Annotated in this window: 6 protein-coding genes; 4 read left to right on the top strand and 2 right to left on the bottom strand. The window is 64.5% G+C overall.

Annotated features, from left to right (window positions below; all coding sequences use genetic code 11):
- Positions 1 to 620: 620 nt before the first annotated feature.
- Entirely contained in the window at positions 621 to 13,568 is a 12,948-nt protein-coding gene (locus G7009_RS04045) for a non-ribosomal peptide synthetase (protein ID WP_181128679.1), read from the bottom strand.
- Between the two features lie 322 nt (positions 13,569 to 13,890).
- Between G7009_RS04045 and G7009_RS04040 the strand changes: the two genes are divergently transcribed.
- The 3 genes from G7009_RS04040 to ppnP all read left to right on the top strand — a co-directional run bounded on the left by G7009_RS04040 (position 13,891) and on the right by ppnP (position 15,597).
- Positions 13,891 to 14,421, top strand: coding sequence for an RNA polymerase factor sigma-70 (locus G7009_RS04040; protein ID WP_181128678.1), 531 nt, complete (start codon positions 13,891 to 13,893; stop codon positions 14,419 to 14,421).
- 254 nt (positions 14,422 to 14,675) lie between these two features.
- Positions 14,676 to 15,227, top strand: coding sequence for an exonuclease domain-containing protein (locus G7009_RS04035; RefSeq protein WP_181128677.1), 552 nt, complete (start codon positions 14,676 to 14,678; stop codon positions 15,225 to 15,227).
- 85 nt (positions 15,228 to 15,312) lie between these two features.
- A complete protein-coding gene (gene ppnP / locus G7009_RS04030) occupies positions 15,313 to 15,597 on the top strand; it encodes a pyrimidine/purine nucleoside phosphorylase (RefSeq protein ID WP_181128676.1) in 285 nt (94 codons plus the stop codon).
- A 207-nt stretch (positions 15,598 to 15,804) separates the two neighbouring features.
- On the opposite strand, the gene G7009_RS04025 is transcribed toward ppnP, so the two are convergent.
- Complete coding sequence (locus G7009_RS04025; RefSeq protein WP_181128675.1) at positions 15,805 to 16,515, bottom strand: alpha/beta family hydrolase; 711 nt, start codon at positions 16,513 to 16,515, stop codon at positions 15,805 to 15,807.
- 49 nt (positions 16,516 to 16,564) lie between these two features.
- On the opposite strand from G7009_RS04025, the gene ccoN reads away from it, so the two are divergent.
- The gene (ccoN, locus tag G7009_RS04020) at positions 16,565 to 17,989 is read left to right on the top strand and encodes a cytochrome-c oxidase, cbb3-type subunit I (RefSeq protein ID WP_181128674.1); all 1,425 of its coding nucleotides are present in this window, start codon (positions 16,565 to 16,567) and stop codon (positions 17,987 to 17,989) included.

Below are 17,989 nucleotides of genomic sequence, written 5' to 3'. Positions count from 1 at the left end.
ATAACAGTCCTCTTGCTAAGAGGACATCATTCAACAGCCGACTTTTTTCGTCAGAGGCTGCCCTGGGTCAACCCATGAACTTCATGCTTCGAAACGGCGACTTCAGCCTGTCCTTCGCCTACCCAGGCTCACCGCCAAGTTGGCAAGCTGGTGTTGCTTGATCTATTCCAGCAACCCGACATCGGAGTTAAAACTTGGTGGGCCATGCCTTGGTTGTAACCCACTACCGTAGATTCTGAAAACCGAGACATAACGACACCTTCCGAATATGGAGTCTGCTGACGGAATACGGAAAAGGCACAACCCAGGCGACATGGAGTATTTTCCATAAAATGAAGTGAGTGGCGTGGGCTACCTCATGGCGACGAGTCTCTAACTTTCGAATGCCGCTGTCATCTTGCAAAAATGCCAGGGAGACATCGGTCAATGTGCCGGTGCTTGTCTTTACTAGTTGTTGGCGAACGCTTACTTTCGAATTTCAACCAACGCCGAGCACAAAGACTGAAGCGCGGCTTGGCCGTGCAGGCGGCGACCCTGGGCACAGGCCTTTGGCAATGGGCTGCGTCCGGGATCCCGGGCGCAAGTGGGCCCGATGGGCCCTTTGCCGGCGGACTGGCGTGTCAAAGCCCTTCCAGTGCCGCCATCAGATCACTCAAGCGATCCACCTTGTCCTCGCTCAGCGCGCCAGCACGCAGCCCCTGCACATACCCAGCCAGCTCCTCTACCGTGCTGCACTCGAACATCGCCCGAAGCGGTACGTTCAATTGCAACCGCTTCTGCACGCGCGAAGCGATCTGGGTCGCCAGCAACGAGTGGCCGCCCAGCTCGAAGAAGTTGTCTCGTACCCCCACCCGCTCGGCCTTGAGCACCTCGCTCCAGATCCCGGCCAGGGTTTCTTCCAGCTCGTTGCGTGGCGCAAGGTAACCCTGACTGTGCTGAGCGCCGATATCGATCGTCGGCAAGGCATTGCGGTCAAGCTTGCCATTGGCGTTGTGCGGCAACTGTTCGAGCCACGCCCAATGCAACGGCACCATGTACTCGGGCAAATCGGCACGCAAACGCTGCTTGACCTGGTCGAGCCGTTCAGCGCTGGCCGTCACACCTTCATGAGCTACCAGATAGCCCACCAGGTACTTGCCATTGACGCCGTCCTGCACGCCCACGGCCGCATCGCGTACCTCAGGCAGCTCGTGCAGACGGGCTTCGATCTCGCCCAGCTCGATCCGGTAACCACGGATCTTCACCTGGTGGTCGATGCGCCCGACGTATTCCAGCACGCCGTCGGAACGCCGCCGAGCCAGGTCGCCGGTGCGGTACAGGCGCTCGCCCGCCGCGCCGAAAGGGTGCGCGATGAAGGCCATGGCCGTCCGTACGGGGTCACCGACGTAGCCTCGACCAACGCCCGTGCCGGCGACACAGAGCTCGCCCACCGCGCCCACCGGCACCAGGGCCTGGTCTTCTCCGAGCAGGTACAGGCGGTTGTTGTCCGTGGGCGTACCGATAGGCAGGTAGCTGCCTTGGGTAGCCGCCAAGTCGACGCGGAAGAAGGCCACGTCGTCCGAGCATTCGGCCGGTCCGTAGGCGTTGACCAGGCCGACCTGCGGATAGCGCTGCAGCCACTGGGCAGCCAGCTCCGGCGGCATGGCCTCGCCGGTCGGCAGCATCCAGCGCAACCCTTGCAAGGGTCGATGATCGTTGGCCAGCATGCCTTGGATCAGCGAAGGCACGCTTTCCAGCACCGTGATGCCCGTCGCCTGGACATGTTCCAGCAGGCCTTGCGGATCATGCGCGAGGGCGTTCGGCACGATCCGCACCTGAGCACCGAACAGCGGCGCCGCGAGAAATTGCCAGACCGAGATGTCGAAGCTTTGCGAAGCGGTCTGGGCGATCACGTCGCGCTCGTCCAGTTGCAGGTAGGGAACCTTGCTCAGCTGGTTGTTGAGCATGCCTCGCTGCTCGACCATCACGCCCTTGGGCTCGCCCGTGGAACCGGAGGTATAGATCACATAGGCAAGGTTGTCCGGCCCGCTGTGGATACCTGGGTCGTGGCTGGCGATAGCGCTCGCCTGGATCTCTTCCCACACCAGCAGTCGCGGCCGTGCCACGCCACCGAACCCATCCAGGAGTTGGCGAGCCTGCTCGGCGCAGGCCGCGCTGCACACCAGCACCGGCGTGCGGCTGAGCTCGACGATACGCTGCAGGCGCGCCGAGGGCAGGCCTGGGTCCAGCGGCAGATAGCCGGCACCGGCCTTGAAGCTGCCGACGATCATGCCCAGCAACGGCAGGCCACGGTCGGCCAGCAGGGCTACCGGCTGGTCGATGGCGACGCCGCTGGCGACCAGGGCATGGCCCAGACGGTTGGCTGCCAGGTTCAGCTCGGCATAATCGCAGGAGGCCTCCAGGCAACGAGCCACGATGCGCCGGGGGTGCGCGGCGACCTGTGCCTCGAACAGCGCGACATAGCTTTGCTCCAGCGCATAGGCGTGATCGGTGCGGTTGCAGTCCTCGAGCAGGAAACGTCGCTCTGCCTCGCCCAGCAATGGCAACGCGTCCACCTCCCCTTCGAAGCCGTCCACCAGCGCCAGCAGCAGGCGCTTGAACTCGGCCAGCAGGCGTTCGACCGTCGGAGTATCGAAATAGCGCTGGTCGAACGACAGGTGCAGGCCCAGCTCGTCACCTGGATAGCACACCGCCGTCAGCGGGAAGTTGGTGTGGGTACGGCCCGAGTCGGAGCTGGCGTTCAAGTGCTGGGCCTGGTCGAGCACGGCGGTTTCCACCGGCGCGTTCTCGAACACGAACAGGCTGTCGAACAGCGGCTGGCCCTTGGGCAGTTCGCTGCACTCCTGGATCGCCACCAAGGGCAGGTATTCGTACTCGCGCAGCTCCATGTTGCGCTCCAGCAGGCCCTGCAGCCACTGGCGCACGCTACGGCGCTGGCCCGGCTCGGGCAGCCGCACGCGCAAGGCGATACTGTTGATGAACAGGCCGACGGTGCGCTGCATCTGCGGCATGCTCACCGGACGTCCGGCCACGGTCACGCCGAAGGTTACGTCACGCTCACCGCTGTAGCGCGCCAGCACCAGGGCCCAGGCCGCCTGGGCAAAGGTATTGATGGTCAGCTGGTGGGCCTGGGCCAGTTCGCGCAGGCGCACGCCATCGCTCGCCTCCAGGCGGGTGTGGCAATCGCCGACCCGCATGCCGTCTCCGGCATGGTCGTTGCGCAGCGGGCGGTCGCTGGGGATCGCCGTGGCGCGTTCGAAGCCGGCCAGGTTGGCTTGCCACCACTGGCGCGCCTCCTGCAGATCCTGGCGTTGCAGCCAGCCGATGTAGTCGCGGTAACGCGGCGGGACCGGCAGTTGGGCCTGGCGACCTTCGCCCAGGGCCTGATAGATCTCGAAGAAGTCGTTCATCAACAACGAGCGGCACCAGGCATCGATGAGGATGTGGTGGTTGCTCATCATGAACCAGTAGCGCTCGTCGTCGACGCGTACCAGGCGCAGATGGAACGGCGCCTCGCGCAGCAGCTCGAAGCCGGCCTCGCGTTCCTGCTTGTGCAGGGCTTGCAGGCGCTCCTCCTGGACAGCCTCGTCGAGTCCGCGCCAGTCCTGGTAGTCGACCGGCGTGTTGCCCGGCTTGTGGATGATCTGCAGCATCGCTTCGCCGGCGTTCCAGCTGAACGAGGCGCGCAGGGCCTCGTGGCGTGCCACCACGGCCTGCCAGGCCTGAGCGAAGCGTTGCGGGTCGAGCGCGCTGTCGATGCGGTAGCGGTCCTGCATGTAGTAGATGCCGGTGCCCGGCTCCAGCAGGGTATGCAGCAACAGGCCCTCCTGCATCGGCGTCAGCGGGTAGACGTCTTCGATCTCGGTGGCCGGAATCGGCAGCGCGTCGATCTGCTCCTGGCTCAGATGGGCCAGCGGGAAGTCCGATGGCGTGAAGCTGCCGACGCCGTCCGCCAGGCAGTGGCCGACCAGGGCTAGCAGCTCCTGGCGATAGGCTTCGGCCAGTTGCGCGATGGTCTGCTCGGCGAAACGCTCGGTGCTGTAGGTCCAGCGCAATTGCAGGGCACCCCCGTACACCTGGCCGTCGACGCTGAGCCAGTTCGGCAGCGGCGCATCGAGGTCATGGGCCAGACCCGTCGGCGCGTCGATTGGCTGGAACAGCGCGGCGGCATCGAACTGCTGATCGAACTGGCCCAGGTAGTTGAAGGTGATGCGCGCCTGCGGCAGCGCCGCCATGCGCTCGCGCCCGGCAGCGTCGGCGAGGTAGCGCAGCACGCCATGGCCCTGGCCTTTATGGGGCACCTGGCGCAACTGTTCCTTGATGCGCTTGATCGATGTGGCGCGCGCGGCATCGCCCTCGCCTGCCTGCGGGTTCAGGCGCAGCGGGTAGGCATTGGTGAACCAGCCGACACTGCGGGTCAGGTCCATGTCCTCGAACAACCCGTCGCGGCCATGGCCTTCGAGCTGTACCAGCACCTCGTCGTCACCCGTCCAGCGGCACAGAGTACGTGCCAGGGCTGTCAGCAACAGGTCGTTGACCTGGGTGTGATAGGCCGCCGGCGCCTGCTGCAGCAACCGACGGGTCTGCTCCGCGTCCAGGCCGATGGCCAGGGTCTGGGCATGACGATGCAGGTTGCCGCCCTGGGGATGATCGCAAGGCAACTCATGGCGCGCCGTGCCAAGCTGGTCCTGCCACCAGTCCAACTCGTCGCGCAGCGAGTCGCTGCCGCCGTAGCTGGCCAGGCGCGCGGCCCAGTCGGCCATGGCGTGGGTCTTGCCCGCCAGCGGCTGGCCACGGTACAGCGCCTGCAGGTCTTCGAGCAGCACGCGCCAGGACACGCCGTCGACCACCAGGTGGTGGATCGCCAGCAACAGGCGTTGCGCGCCCTGCGGGTCGCTGACCAGCAAGGCACGCAACAGCGGTCCCTCTGCAAGGTCGAGGCTGCGCTGCACGTCGGTGTAGAGCATCTGGCAATCGGTGAAGTCGGCCACCGTGGCGGTCCACAGCAGCTGTTCGCCCGCCGGCTGGGCGTACTCGCCCTGCCAATGACCCTCGACCTGAGTAAAGCGCAGACGCAGGCTGTCGTGGTGTGTCACCAGCCCGGCCAGGGCCTGCCCCAGGGTGGCGCTGTCCAGTGGCTGCCGCGGCTCCAGCAGCACTGCCTGGTTCCAATGCTGGGGCTGGACCATGTCACTGTCGAAGAACCAGTGCTGGATAGGGGTCATGCTGGCGCGGCCTTGGCGCTGGCCTTGCTCGATGGTGTTCGGTGCCTCGCTAGGGCTGACCACCGCGGCCAGGGTCTGGATGGTCTGGTGCTGGAACAAATCGCGCGGGCTGAACTGCAGGCCCAGCTGGCGCGCGCGGCTGACCACCTGGATCGACAGAATCGAGTCGCCGCCCAGCTCGAAGAAGTTGTCCTGCATGCCTACGCGAGAAACGTTGAGCACATCGCGCCAGACTTGCGCCAGTTGTTCTTCCAGCGGGGTCGTCGGGGCCTGGTAATGCTGGCGGCCCTGTTCGAGATCAGGTGCCGCCAGCGCGCGGCGGTCGAGCTTGCCGTTGCCCATCAGCGGCAGGCTGTCGAGCAACACCAGGTGCGCCGGTACCATATAGTCCGGCAGGTGTTGGCGGGCATCGGCCTTGACCGCTTCGCGCAACCGGGCCTGCGCCTCGCTGTCGGCGCTGGCCTGCTTGCACACCAGGTACCCGACCAACTGCTTGCCGCCGGGCAGGTCGATAGCCAGGACCACGGCCTCGTCGACATCGGCATGCGCCTGCAAGCGGCTCTCGATTTCGCCAAGCTCGATACGGAAGCCGCGGATCTTCACCTGCTGGTCGGCACGCCCGACATACTCCACCAGGCCGTCGGCGCGCAGGCGCACCAGGTCGCCGGTGCGGTACAGGCGCCCGCCGTCATGGCTGAACGGGTCGGCGACGAAGCGCTCGGCGCTCAGGCTTGGGCGGTCGTGATAGCCCTGGGCCAAGCCGGCGCCACCGATGTACAGCTCGCCGATGCCTCCCTGAGGCAGCAGCGCCAGGTGCTCGTCGAGAATGTACGCAGTGCGGGCGCCGATCACGCGGCCGATCGGCACGCTGCCGGCATCGGCCGGCAAGCTGTCCGGCGCCAGGCTGGCCAATGGCATGACCACGGTTTCCGTCGGGCCGTAGGCGTTGAAGAACTGCTGCGGGACGAAGGCCTGGCGAATGCGCTGCAGGTGCTCGCCGGTCAGCGCTTCGCCGCCGGTGATCACCAGACGCACGGGCAAACGCTCGCCTCGCTCGGCCAGATACTGGGCCAGCTGGCTGCCGTAGCTCGGAGTGAAACCGAGAATGCTCACCTGCTGCTCGCGCACCAGTCGGCAGATCTCCTCGGCGCCCCATTGTCCCTGGCCGCGCAGTACCACACGAGCACCGCACAGCAGTGGCACGAGCAGGCGCTCGCTGGCGGCGTCGAAGTTGATGGAATAGAAGTGCAGCTCGCAGTCGTCGCTGCGCATGCCGAAGGCATCGATCACCGCCTGGCAGTGCATGGCGATCTCACCGTGGCTGACCGCCACGCCCTTGGGCTTGCCGGTGGAGCCGGAGGTATAGATCAGGTAAGCCTGGTGCTGCGGCAGGTTGAGGTTGTCCAGCGGCGCGGCGCTGTAGGCCGACAGCCTGTCGGCATCGTCCTCCAGGTTCCAGCACGCCACCCCGGCGGGCAACTCACCCAGGCTTTCGAGCAAGGCGCGCTGGCTCAGCAGCAAGCCGACGCGGCTGTCTTCGATCATGTAGCGCAGCCGGTCCAGCGGGTATTCAGGGTCCAGCGGCACGTAGGCACCGCCGGCCTTGAGGATGGCCAGCAGGCCGATGACCATCTCCAGCGAGCGTTCCAGGGCCAGGCCTACGCGCACTTGCGGGCCGACACCCCGTTCACGCAGGGCACGAGCCAGGCGATTGGTCTGACGGTCGAGCTCGGCATAGGTCAGGTGCTGGCCACCGAAGGTCAGCGCGCCGGCCTGGGGCGTGCGCGCGGCCTGGGCGGCGAGCAGCCCATGGACGGTCTGGTCGAGGGCGAAATCGCGCTCGCCTTGCAGTTGTCCGATCAGCGCCTGCCGCTCGGCGTCGGCGAGCATTGGCAGCTCGCACAGACGTTGTCGCGGATCGTCCACGAGACCGGCCAGCAACCGCTGCCAATGCTCGGCCATGCGCGCGATCCGCGGTTCGTCGAACAAGTCGCGGCTGTAGGTCAGGCAGCACCCCAGGCGTCCATCCAGGTCGGTCACTTCCAGGTACAGGTCGAACTTGGTCGCGCTGGCGTCGTTGACCAGGTAGTCCACCCGCATGCCAACCAACTCGCGGCTCTGCTGGAAAGCCCAGCGCTGGACATTGCACATCACCTGGAACAGTGGGTTGTAGGCACTGCTGCGCGGCGGTTGCAGCGCCTCGACCAGTTGCTCGAACGGCAGGTCCTGATGGGACTGTCCCTCGATCACCCGTTGGCGGACCTGATCGAGCAGCTCGTCGGCGCTCATGTTTCCATCGAGCAGGCAGCGCAACACCTGGGTGTTGAGAAACGCACCGAACAAGCCTTCGCTTTCGGGGCGAATGCGGTTGGCCATCGGCGCGCCGATGCGCAGGTCGGACTGCCCGCTGTAACGGTGCAGCAAGGTGGCCAAGGTCGCGGTCATGGTCATGAACAGGGTCAGGCCACGCTGGCCATTGAAGGCACGTACACGGTCCGCCAATGCCGGCTCGAGGTCAAAGCGATAGAGCGCGCCAGCATGGCTTTGCACGGCGGGGCGAGGCCGATCCGCCGGAAGCTCGAGGACGGGATGCTCGTCGCCCAGGCGGGCTTTCCAATAGGCCAGTTGTCGCTCGCCCTCGCCGCCTTCCAGCCACTGCCGCTGCCAGACGCTGTAGTCCAGGTACTGCACGGGTAGTGGCGCCAGTGGCGACTCACGGTCATCGACGAAGGCTTCGTAGAGTTCGCCCAGCTCGCGGGCGAAGATATCCATCGCCCAGCCTTCGGTGACGATATGGTGCAGGGTCAGGACGAAGTAGTGCTCGCGTTCTTCGGTCTTGACCAGGCATGCGCGCAGCAAGGGCCCCTGCTCCAGGTCGAACGGCTGGTGCGCCTGTTCATCGGCGATGGCCTGCAGGTGCGCCTGGCGGCGCTCCTCGGGTTGAGCGCTGAGGTCCTGCCACCGCAGGCTCAGGGTGCTGTCGGCGGCCACGCATTGATACGGCACGCCATCGATGCCGGGGAACGTGGTGCGCAGGGTTTCGTGACGCATGACCAAGGCCTGCAGGGCGCGCTCGAAAGCGTCCACATGCAGCGTGCCGCGCAAACGTGCCATGCCGCCGACGTTATAGGCCGGGCTGTCGGGCTCCATCTGCCAGAGGAACCACATGCGCTGCTGGGAATAGGACAGCGGTACTGCCTGACGCCGATCCACCCGCTCGATCACGCCTTGCAGATTGTGTTCACCTGCTTCGCGGATACGCTCGATCTCGGCACAGAAATCGCCCAGCTCGCTGGACTCGAACAACGCCTTGAGCGGCAGCTCGACGTCGCAGGCCTGGCGAGCCCGGGAAACGATCTGGGTGGCGAGCAACGAATGCCCGCCCAGGGCGAAGAAGTCGTCCTGCAAACCGATCCGCGACAGGCCCAGGACTTCCCGCCAGATGGCCGCGACCTGGCGCTGCAACGGGCTGTGCGGCTCGACGTGTTCGCGCTGTTGCCAGATGGGCGCCGGCAATGCCTTGCGATCGACCTTGCCGTTGGGTCCCAACGGCATCCGTTCCAGCTGCATCAGTTGGGTCGGCACCATGTAGGCGGGCAGGCGTTCGCCGAGGGCGGCGAGCAATGCGTCACGCCGGGCATCGCCGCTGTAGTAGCCGACCAATCGGGCACCGACAGTGTCTTCGTGGACCAGCACCACTGCCTGGTCCACGCCGGGCTGGGCCAGCAGACTGGCCTGCACTTCCTGCGGTTCGACGCGGAAGCCGCGCACCTTGACCTGTTGGTCGAGCCGTCCGAGGTATTCCAGGGCCTCGACCTGTACCCACCAACGCACGCGGTCGCCGCTGCGGTACAGCCGCTGTCCGTCGCCGTCGGCCTGGGGCACGAAGCGCTCGGCCGTCAGTCCCGGGCGGCCCAAGTAACCACGGGCCAGGCCCGCACCGCCCAGGTAGAGTTCGCCTGGCACGCCTGGCGCGCTGAGCTGCAACTCCTCGTCCAGCACCTGGCACAGAACGTTGCCCAGCGGCCGCCCGATGGGCGAACGCTCGGCATCGCTGGCCTGGCAGTGCCAATGGGTAACGTTGATGGCCGTCTCGGTCGGACCATAGCGGTTATGCAACTGCACCTGGGGCAGCACATGCAGGAGCCGATCGCGCAGACTCGCCGACAGCGCCTCGCCACCCGAGAATACGCGACGCAGGGAACCGCACGCCGCGGCCAGAGGTTCCTGGACGAACACCTGAAGCAGCGGGGGCACAAAGTGCAGCGTGGTCACGCCGTGCGCCTGAACCAGCTCGGCGATGCGCCGAGGATCACGGTGCTCGCCAGGCCCGGCAAGGACCAGGGTGCAACCAGTGAGCAACGGCCAGAAGCATTCCCACACCGAGACGTCGAAGCTGATCGGCGCCTTCTGCAGCAGCACGTCACTGTCATCGAGTGCGTAGGTGTTCTGCATCCAGTGCAGACGCTCGGCCAGGGCCGCGTGGGTATTGCCCACACCCTTGGGTTGCCCGGTGGAGCCGGAGGTGTAGATCACGTAGGCCAGGTTGTCGCCGCTCAGATGCAGGCCTGGCGCATGGCTGGGCCAGCTGTCGAGCTTGAGCTGATCCAGGACGATGGCACTGACGCCTTCGACCTGCGGCAAGCGCTGCAGGATCTCGCCCTGGCCCAGCAGCAGGCTCGCGCCACAGTCGGCCAGCATGTAGGCCAGGCGCTCGGCGGGATAGTCCACATCCAGCGGGACATAGGCACCGCCGGCCTTGAGGATGGCCAGCAGGCCGACCAGCAATTGCGGCGAACGCTCCACCGCGATGGCGACGCGGGTTTCCGGACCCACGCCTTTGTCGCGCAGATAATGCGCCAGGCGGTTGGCCTGCTGGTGCAGGCCGGCGTAGTCGAGGCTGCCGCCATCCCAGGCCAGCGCGGTACGTTGTGGCGTGACTCGCGCCTGTTCATTGAGCTGCTCGATGACCAGTTGCCGGACGGGTGCCGCCGGCGTCTGCCCCCAGCCGAGCAATCGTTCGCGACACGCGTCATCGATCAGCTGGATGTCGCCAAGCGCCCGTCGCGGGTTGGCGCCGACATGCTCGAGTACGGTCAGTACATGCCTGGCCAGGCGTTCGATGGTGCTGGCTTCGAAGAGCTCGGCCGCGTAGTCGAACGCCAGACTCAAGCGGCCCTGTTGGTCTTCTTCGCTATGCAGTTGCAGGTCGAACTTGGCCTCCCGGCTGTGCCACGGCAGTTCTTCGGCCAGTAGGCCAGGCAAACGTCGCAAGGCCGACAGGTCACGTTGCTGATGGTTGAACATGACCTGGAACAGGCCCTGCTCACGCGCGTCCGGCAATGCTTCGAGCAGTTGCTCGAACGGCAGGTCCTGATGCGCCTGGGCCTCGATCGACGCCTGGCGAACCTGGGCCAGGAGCCGCTCGAATGGCTGCCTGCCGTCCAGGTGGGCACGCATGACCTGGGTGTTGATGAAGAAACCGACCATGCCCTGAGTTTCCAGGCGTGGACGGTTGGCGTTGGGCACGCCGACACGGATATCGCCTTGCCCGGTATACCGGTGCAGGAGCGTTTGCCAGGCGGCCAGCAGGATCATGTACAGGCTCGCCTGCTGCTCGCGGGCCAAGGTACGCAAGGCATCGGCGAGCGTGGTCGGCACCTTGACGGTCAGGCGCGCGGCGCGCCGGGTGCGCTGGCTGGAGCGCGGGTGATCGGTACACAGGTCGAGTACCGGCAGATCGCCGCCCAGTTGCGTTAGCCAGTACGCCAGTTGCCGGGCGGATTCACCCTCGGCCAGCCATTGCCGCTGCCAGTTGCCATAATCGGCGTAGCCGAGCGTCAACGGCGCCAGTTCGGCACTCTGGCCTTGGCAATGCGCGGCATACAGGCGCGCGAACTCGTCCAGCAGGATATTCATCGACCAGCCATCGGCGACAATATGATGCAGGGTCACCCAGACCTGATGGACATCGTCCTCTAGACGCGCCAGGGTGACCCGCAGCAATGGCCCCTGCCGCAGGTCGAACGGCTGTTGTGCTTCCTGTTCGCGGCGCGCGGCGACCTGGCTGGCGTCCAGCCCTTCCAGGTCGAGTCGATGCAGATCCAGTACAGCCTTGTCCAGGATGTGCTGGCGTGCCCGGCCATCCTCCTCGCTGAACACCGTGCGCAGCGATTCATGTCGCTCCACCAGCGCCTGGAAACTCGCCGCCAGCGCCGCTTCGTCCAGGTCACCGCGCAAGTGCAGGCCGGCCGGAATGTTATAGGCCGCGCTTTGCGGCTCGAGTTGCCACAACAGCCACAGGCGATTTTGCGCCAGCGATTGCGGCAGAGCCTGCTCGCGGCCCATTCCATCGATTCGGCCCATGGCGGTGCCACCCTGAGCCTGCGATGCCGCCACGACAGCGCTGTAGCGTTCCAGGGTCGGCGCTTCGAAAAGCGTCCGCAGGTTGAGCGCCAGGCCCAGCTCATCCGCCAGTCTCGCGGTAACCTGGGCAGCGGCGATCGAGTTGCCGCCCAGCAGGAAGAAGTGATCGTCCGCGCTCACGTTGTCGACCTGAAGCTGCTCACGCCAGATCGCCGCGATACGGGCTTGCAGTCCATCACCAGCTGCCGGCGCCGCCTTTTCCCGATCTTGCTCATCGGGGAACCGCGCGTAGCACTCCAGGCTGCCATCGGCCATGCGCAAGCGGCATGCCGAGCGCTGCAGCTTGCCGCTGGAGGTTTTCGGCAAGGCGCCGGGATGAAGCAACAGGACCACGGCCGGGGCCTGCCGGCAGGCATCGGCAACGACTTGACGAAGGGTCTTGATCAGGGCCGCCGGCTCGATGGCCTTCTGTACGTTGCGGCCGATCTCTACCGCAATGCCAATCCCCTCCTCGCCCTTGTCATCCACGGCGAACACGGCGACGCGGCCCTTGCGCAATACCGCGACCTCGCGCTCCAGGGTTTTCTCCAGGTCCTGGGGGTAGAGGTTCTGGCCGCGCACGATGAGCATGTCCTTGAGCCGCCCGGTGACGAACAGCTCGCTGTCGCGCAGGAAGCCCAGGTCGCCGGTGCGCAGCCAGGTACGGCCGTCCTTTTCGACGAAAGTCCGTGCGGTGGCTTCAGGGTTGCGCCAGTAGCCCAAGGCGATACTCGGCCCCGCGGCCCAGATCTCGCCTACCTGGTCATCGCCCACCACACATTGGCTCACAGGGTCCACGACCCGCACGGCATGCGCCGGCTGGCTGTAGCCACAGCTCATCAGCACGCTACCTTGCCCAGGCTCGGCTCGATTGGCCGCGAGCGCCTGTGCATCGAGCGCCAGCGCCCGGATGCCGTGGCTTCGGCGGCTACCACTGACGAACAGCGTGGCTTCGGCCAGGCCATAGCTGGCGAAGAAGCTGCTGGCATCGAAGCCCGCGCTCTGAAACTTGGCCGCAAAAGCCTCGAGGCTGTCCTGGCGAATGGGTTCGGAGCCGGAATAAGCCACGCGCCAACGACTCAGGTCGAGCTCGGCCATGGCGGCCTCGCTGACCCGCTCGTTGCAGAGACGGTAGGCGAAATCAGGCCCACCGCTGATGGTGCCGCCGTACTCGCTGATCGCCTGCAACCAGCGCAGTGGCCGCGCCAGGAAGTAGCCGGGCGACATCAACACGCAGGGCACACCGCTGAAGATCGGCTGCAGCAACCCGCCGATCAGGCCCATGTCGTGGTACAGCGGCAGCCAGCTGACGATGACATCGTCCGGGTTCACATCGATGCCGAAGCCATGACGGATCAGCTGTTCGTTGGCGACCAGATTGCCATGGCTGACTTGCACGCCCTTGGGCAGCGCCGTGGAGCCAGAGGTGTACTGCAGGAAGGCGATGTCGGCGCTCGTCAGCGACGGCTCGCGCCATGCCTGCGCGGTGGCGGGGTCCAGACGATCGACAGCCAGCAGCGTCGGAGTGTCGTGCGTCGTCAGGGCCTGCAAGCTGTCGCATAGCGCTTCGACGGTCAGCAGCAGCCGTGGCTCGGCGTCGTCGATGATCGACCACAGCCGCTCCTGGTGATGACGGCGAGCCGACTCCGGAGGATAGGCCGGTACCGCGATGACCCCCGCATACAGGCAGCCGAAGAAGGCCGCGACATAGTCCGGCCCGCTGGGGAACAGCAGCACGGCGCGATCGCCGAACGCGCTGCGCGCCTGCAGCGCGGCAGCGATGGTGCGTGCGCGCTGGTCGAGCTCCCGGTAGCTGAGCACTGCCTGCTCGCCTGGATCGTCGGCCAGAAAGCGCAAGGCGATCCGGTCCGGCGTTCGTGCGGCGCACTGCACCAGGGCCTGGACCAGCGTAAGCGGGAGTTCGAAGGCGTCCGTCATGGGGTTTCCTGCCAGTGTCTGGGTGATTCGGCCCGGTGTGCAGCGCGCCAGTCAGGGGCGGCAGGCAATACTCGGCGGCCGGTATGTACACACAGGGACGGATGGCAAACGCAGATAATTAATCGCGAGGAAGTGGCGCGGAGGGCGAGTGCTCGCGGTCCGGCGTGACGCATTTCACAGTGATGGCTTATGCCTGAAGAGAATTGAAACCTATTTGTTTTCGCATTTGACAATAATTATCATTGCGAATAGCTTGTCGCACGGCGTAGGAAGCGTCCTACTTGGCGGCGCTCCTTTTCCTTCCAGAGCCTAGGTGATTTCCATGACGGAACAGCTATCCACAAGTAAGTGCGATTCACCCCTGCTGCAAGCGTTCGTCGACAATCGTTGCATCCTGGTCAAGATTGCGGCGCGCATCACGGGTTGTCGCTCCCGCGCGGAGGACGTCGTGCAGGACGCCTTCTTCCGGCTTGCCAATGCGCCGCAGATCACATCCTCCTTCAAGGCCCAGCTCAGCTACCTGTTTCAGATCGTGCGTAACCTGGCCATCGATCATTACCGCAAGCAGACCATGGAGATGAGGTACTCGGGGAGCGAGGAAGAGGGTTTGAACGTGGTTGTTCCGAATGCTTCGCCCGAGGCGACCCATATCAACCGCGCGGCGCTCAATTCGATCGCCGATGCGCTGGACGAGTTGCCGCAGCGGACACGGTATGCGTTCGAAATGTATCGGGTGCATGGAGTGCCGCAGAAGGATATTGCCAAGGAGTTGGGGGTTTCGCCGACCTTGGTGAATTTCATGATTCGGGATGCATTGATTCATTGCCGGAAGTCGAGTGTTCACCACGTCTAAGAGCGCGAAGCGCTGAAGTCGCTCTTGCCGTTGCCGTTGCCGTTGCTTTGCTTGATCTTGATCTACCGCCCCCTCCATGACACCTCCGTTCGGCCTGCTGGAATGGGGCGGTAGATCAAAAGCGAAAGCAAAAGCCAGCCAAGCAACGGCAACAAGTCATGGAAATATCCGTTTGCGCTAACACCCTGAAACCAAAGGATGCCAGGCTCGCTCACATTGACTACGCTCTAGCGAATCTTGCAAGGGAGCCACCTATGCCCCACTGGCTGGTGATCGATCTGGAAGCCACCACCGACGACGGCGGCTGGCCCATCACGGACATGGAAATCATTGAAATCGGCGCCAGCTTGGTGACCCGCGATGGACGTGAAGTGGATCACTTCCAACGCCTGGTTCGCCCACGGCGTCGCCCTCAACTGACACCGTTCTGTCGCGAGCTGACCCATATCACCCAGGCAAACGTCGACAGCGCCGCCACTTTCCCGGTGATCTGGGAGCAATTCGAACGCTGGATCAACCATCACCAAGGCCACCTGCATGCCTGGGTCAGCTGGGGCGACTACGACCGCAAACAACTCTTGCAGGAATGGCACGCACACACTATCCATAGCCTGCTGGCCGAAATCCCTCATATCAACCTCAAGCAACGCTTTGCCAAAGCACGCCACTTGCAACGCCCAACCGGCCTGAACGGTGCCCTGCAACTGGCCGGAATGCAGTTCGTCGGCCAGCAGCACCGCGCTCTGGAGGACGCTCGCAATACGGCTCGCCTGCTACCGCTGAGCCTGCCGGCCAACGGGTCGTGAGGATCACTGCAAAGCAGATGACGACGCCAGGCGCCTTGGGCATACTGGCCAACCCTTTTTCCATCTGAAACTTCAGGAGTCGCCCATGTTCAAGGTCAACGAGTACTTCGATGGCACGGTCAAGTCGATTGCCTTCACCGGCGACCAGGGTCAAGCCACCGTCGGCGTCATGGCACCGGGCGAATATGAGTTCGGGACCGACAAGCGCGAAGTGATGCACGTGGTATCCGGCGCCATGAGCGTCAAGCTGCCAGGCAGCGAAAACTGGGAAACCTTCTCCACCGGCAGCAAGTTCAATGTTCCGGCACAGAGCAAGTTCCAGCTGAAACTGACCGTCGATACCGCTTACCTGTGCGAATACCACGACTGAATCGCGACATCGCGACATCGGCACGAGCGCCAGACCGGCGCTCCTGCACTTCTTGTAGACCTGCTATCTGACAATGCTCGACAGCGACTTGTCGAACCCCGTTGGCTGCGCGGCTGACGTTGCCGTCGGAGCAACGCGGTCCCGGTGGCGAGCGGGCTTGCCCCGCGATAGGCCATCAGTTTCACAGAAGATTCCAGAGATCAAAGGCTAAGCTTCAGCATTCGAAAATTGGCATAAAAACTCCGCCACTCGCTGCGCCGCCGTCTGCAAATGCTCTTCATGAGTATGGCCCGAGGCTTTGAGCGGCTTGAGGTCATGATCCGCCGCCTGCAGCCAGCAGAGCTGGATCGATGGCGAAAGACAGTAGCCTTGTACCGTCTCGCGATTGCCCAAGGCATCGCGCTCGCCCTGGACGACCAGGCTCGGCGTACTCAAAAGCGCCAGGTGCTCGACTCGAGGCTTCTCCGGCTTGCCGGCCGCATAGAAGGGATATCCCAGACACACCAATGCCTGTGCCCCTAGCTCGTCGGCGACAAGGCTGGCCATGCGTCCCCCCATGGACTTGCCACCGATAGCCAAGCGGCCAGCGACCAAGGGTCGCACCTGTCGATACACCGCCCGCCAACTGTCGAGCAGGACCGCTTGCGGGTTGGGTGGCCGTCTGCCGCCCGTTGACCGGCGTTGGGCCATGTAGGGAAATTCGAACCGCACCACGCCTATCCCTAGTTTCGCAAGCCTTTGCGCCATGCTTTCCATGAAGTCGCTGTCCATCGGCGCGCCCGCCCCATGGGCCAGGATCAGGCATGCCGCGCTGCCGTCTTCCCCCCGGATTTGCGGAGGATTGCAGCGTAAACCCGGGACTTTTCCTAACCGTGCCCATTGATCCTCGTCAATACCCTTGACCTGCCCATTACTCATGCTTGCCTCGCTTGAAAGTCTGCCTATAACCGTGGATGGGAACCCATACATGAACACAACCAGCAGTACCGCCTATAACTACAAGGTGGTCCGCCAATTCGCCATCATGACGGTGGTGTGGGGAATCGTCGGGATGGGGCTCGGCGTTTTCATCGCCGCGCAACTCGTCTGGCCTTCGCTGAATTTCGACCTGCCGTGGACCAGTTTCGGTCGCCTGCGACCGCTGCACACCAACGCCGTCATCTTCGCGTTCGGCGGCTGCGCGCTATTCGCCACCTCCTATTATTCGGTCCAGCGCACCTGCCAGACCACCCTGTTCGCACCGGCACTGGCCGCGTTCACCTTCTGGGGTTGGCAACTGGTGATCCTGCTGGCGGCGATCACCTTGCCACTGGGCTATACCAGCTCCAAGGAATACGCCGAACTGGAATGGCCCATCGATATCCTGATCACCATCGTCTGGGTGTCCTATGCGGTGGTGTTCTTCGGTACCTTGGCCAAGCGCAACACCAAGCACATCTATGTGGGCAACTGGTTCTTCGGCGCCTTCATCCTGACCGTGGCCATGCTGCATGTGGTCAACAACCTGGAACTGCCGGTCAGCCTGACCAAATCCTATTCGATCTATGCCGGCGCCACCGATGCCATGGTGCAGTGGTGGTACGGGCACAACGCCGTGGGCTTCTTCCTGACGGCCGGTTTCCTGGGGATGATGTACTACTACGTGCCCAAGCAGGCGGAGCGGCCGGTCTATTCCTATCGGCTGTCGATCGTCCACTTCTGGGCCTTGATCACCCTGTACATCTGGGCAGGTCCTCACCACTTGCACTACACCGCGCTGCCCGATTGGGCGCAGTCGCTGGGCATGGTCATGTCGCTGATCCTGCTGGCGCCAAGCTGGGGCGGCATGATCAACGGCATGATGACCCTGTCGGGCGCCTGGCACAAACTGCGCAGCGATCCGATCCTGCGGTTCCTGGTCGTGTCCCTGGCGTTCTACGGGATGTCCACGTTCGAAGGGCCGATGATGGCGATCAAGACGGTCAACGCCCTGTCGCACTATACGGACTGGACCATCGGCCACGTCCATGCCGGCGCCCTGGGCTGGGTGGCGATGATCTCGATCGGCGCGCTGTACCACACCATTCCGAAGGTCTTCGGCAAGGAAAAGATGCACAGCATCGGGCTGATCAACGCGCACTTCTGGCTGGCGACCATAGGCACCGTGCTGTACATCGCTTCCATGTGGGTCAACGGCATCACCCAAGGCCTGATGTGGCGAGCGGTCAACGCCGACGGGACCCTCACCTACTCCTTCGTTGAAACCCTGGTGGCCAGCCACCCCGGCTTCATCGTGCGCTTCCTCGGCGGAGCGATCTTCTTCAGCGGCATGCTGCTGATGGCCTGGAACACCTGGCGCACCGTGCGCGGCCCAGCCGTCGCCGCCGCGCCCGCGCACGCCCTGCCGGCTTGA

This window comes from Pseudomonas capeferrum, from assembly GCF_013523055.1.
GTDB classification, from domain to species: Bacteria; Pseudomonadota; Gammaproteobacteria; order Pseudomonadales; family Pseudomonadaceae; genus Aquipseudomonas; species Aquipseudomonas capeferrum_A.
This window is presented reverse-complemented; position numbering and strand designations above follow the sequence as displayed.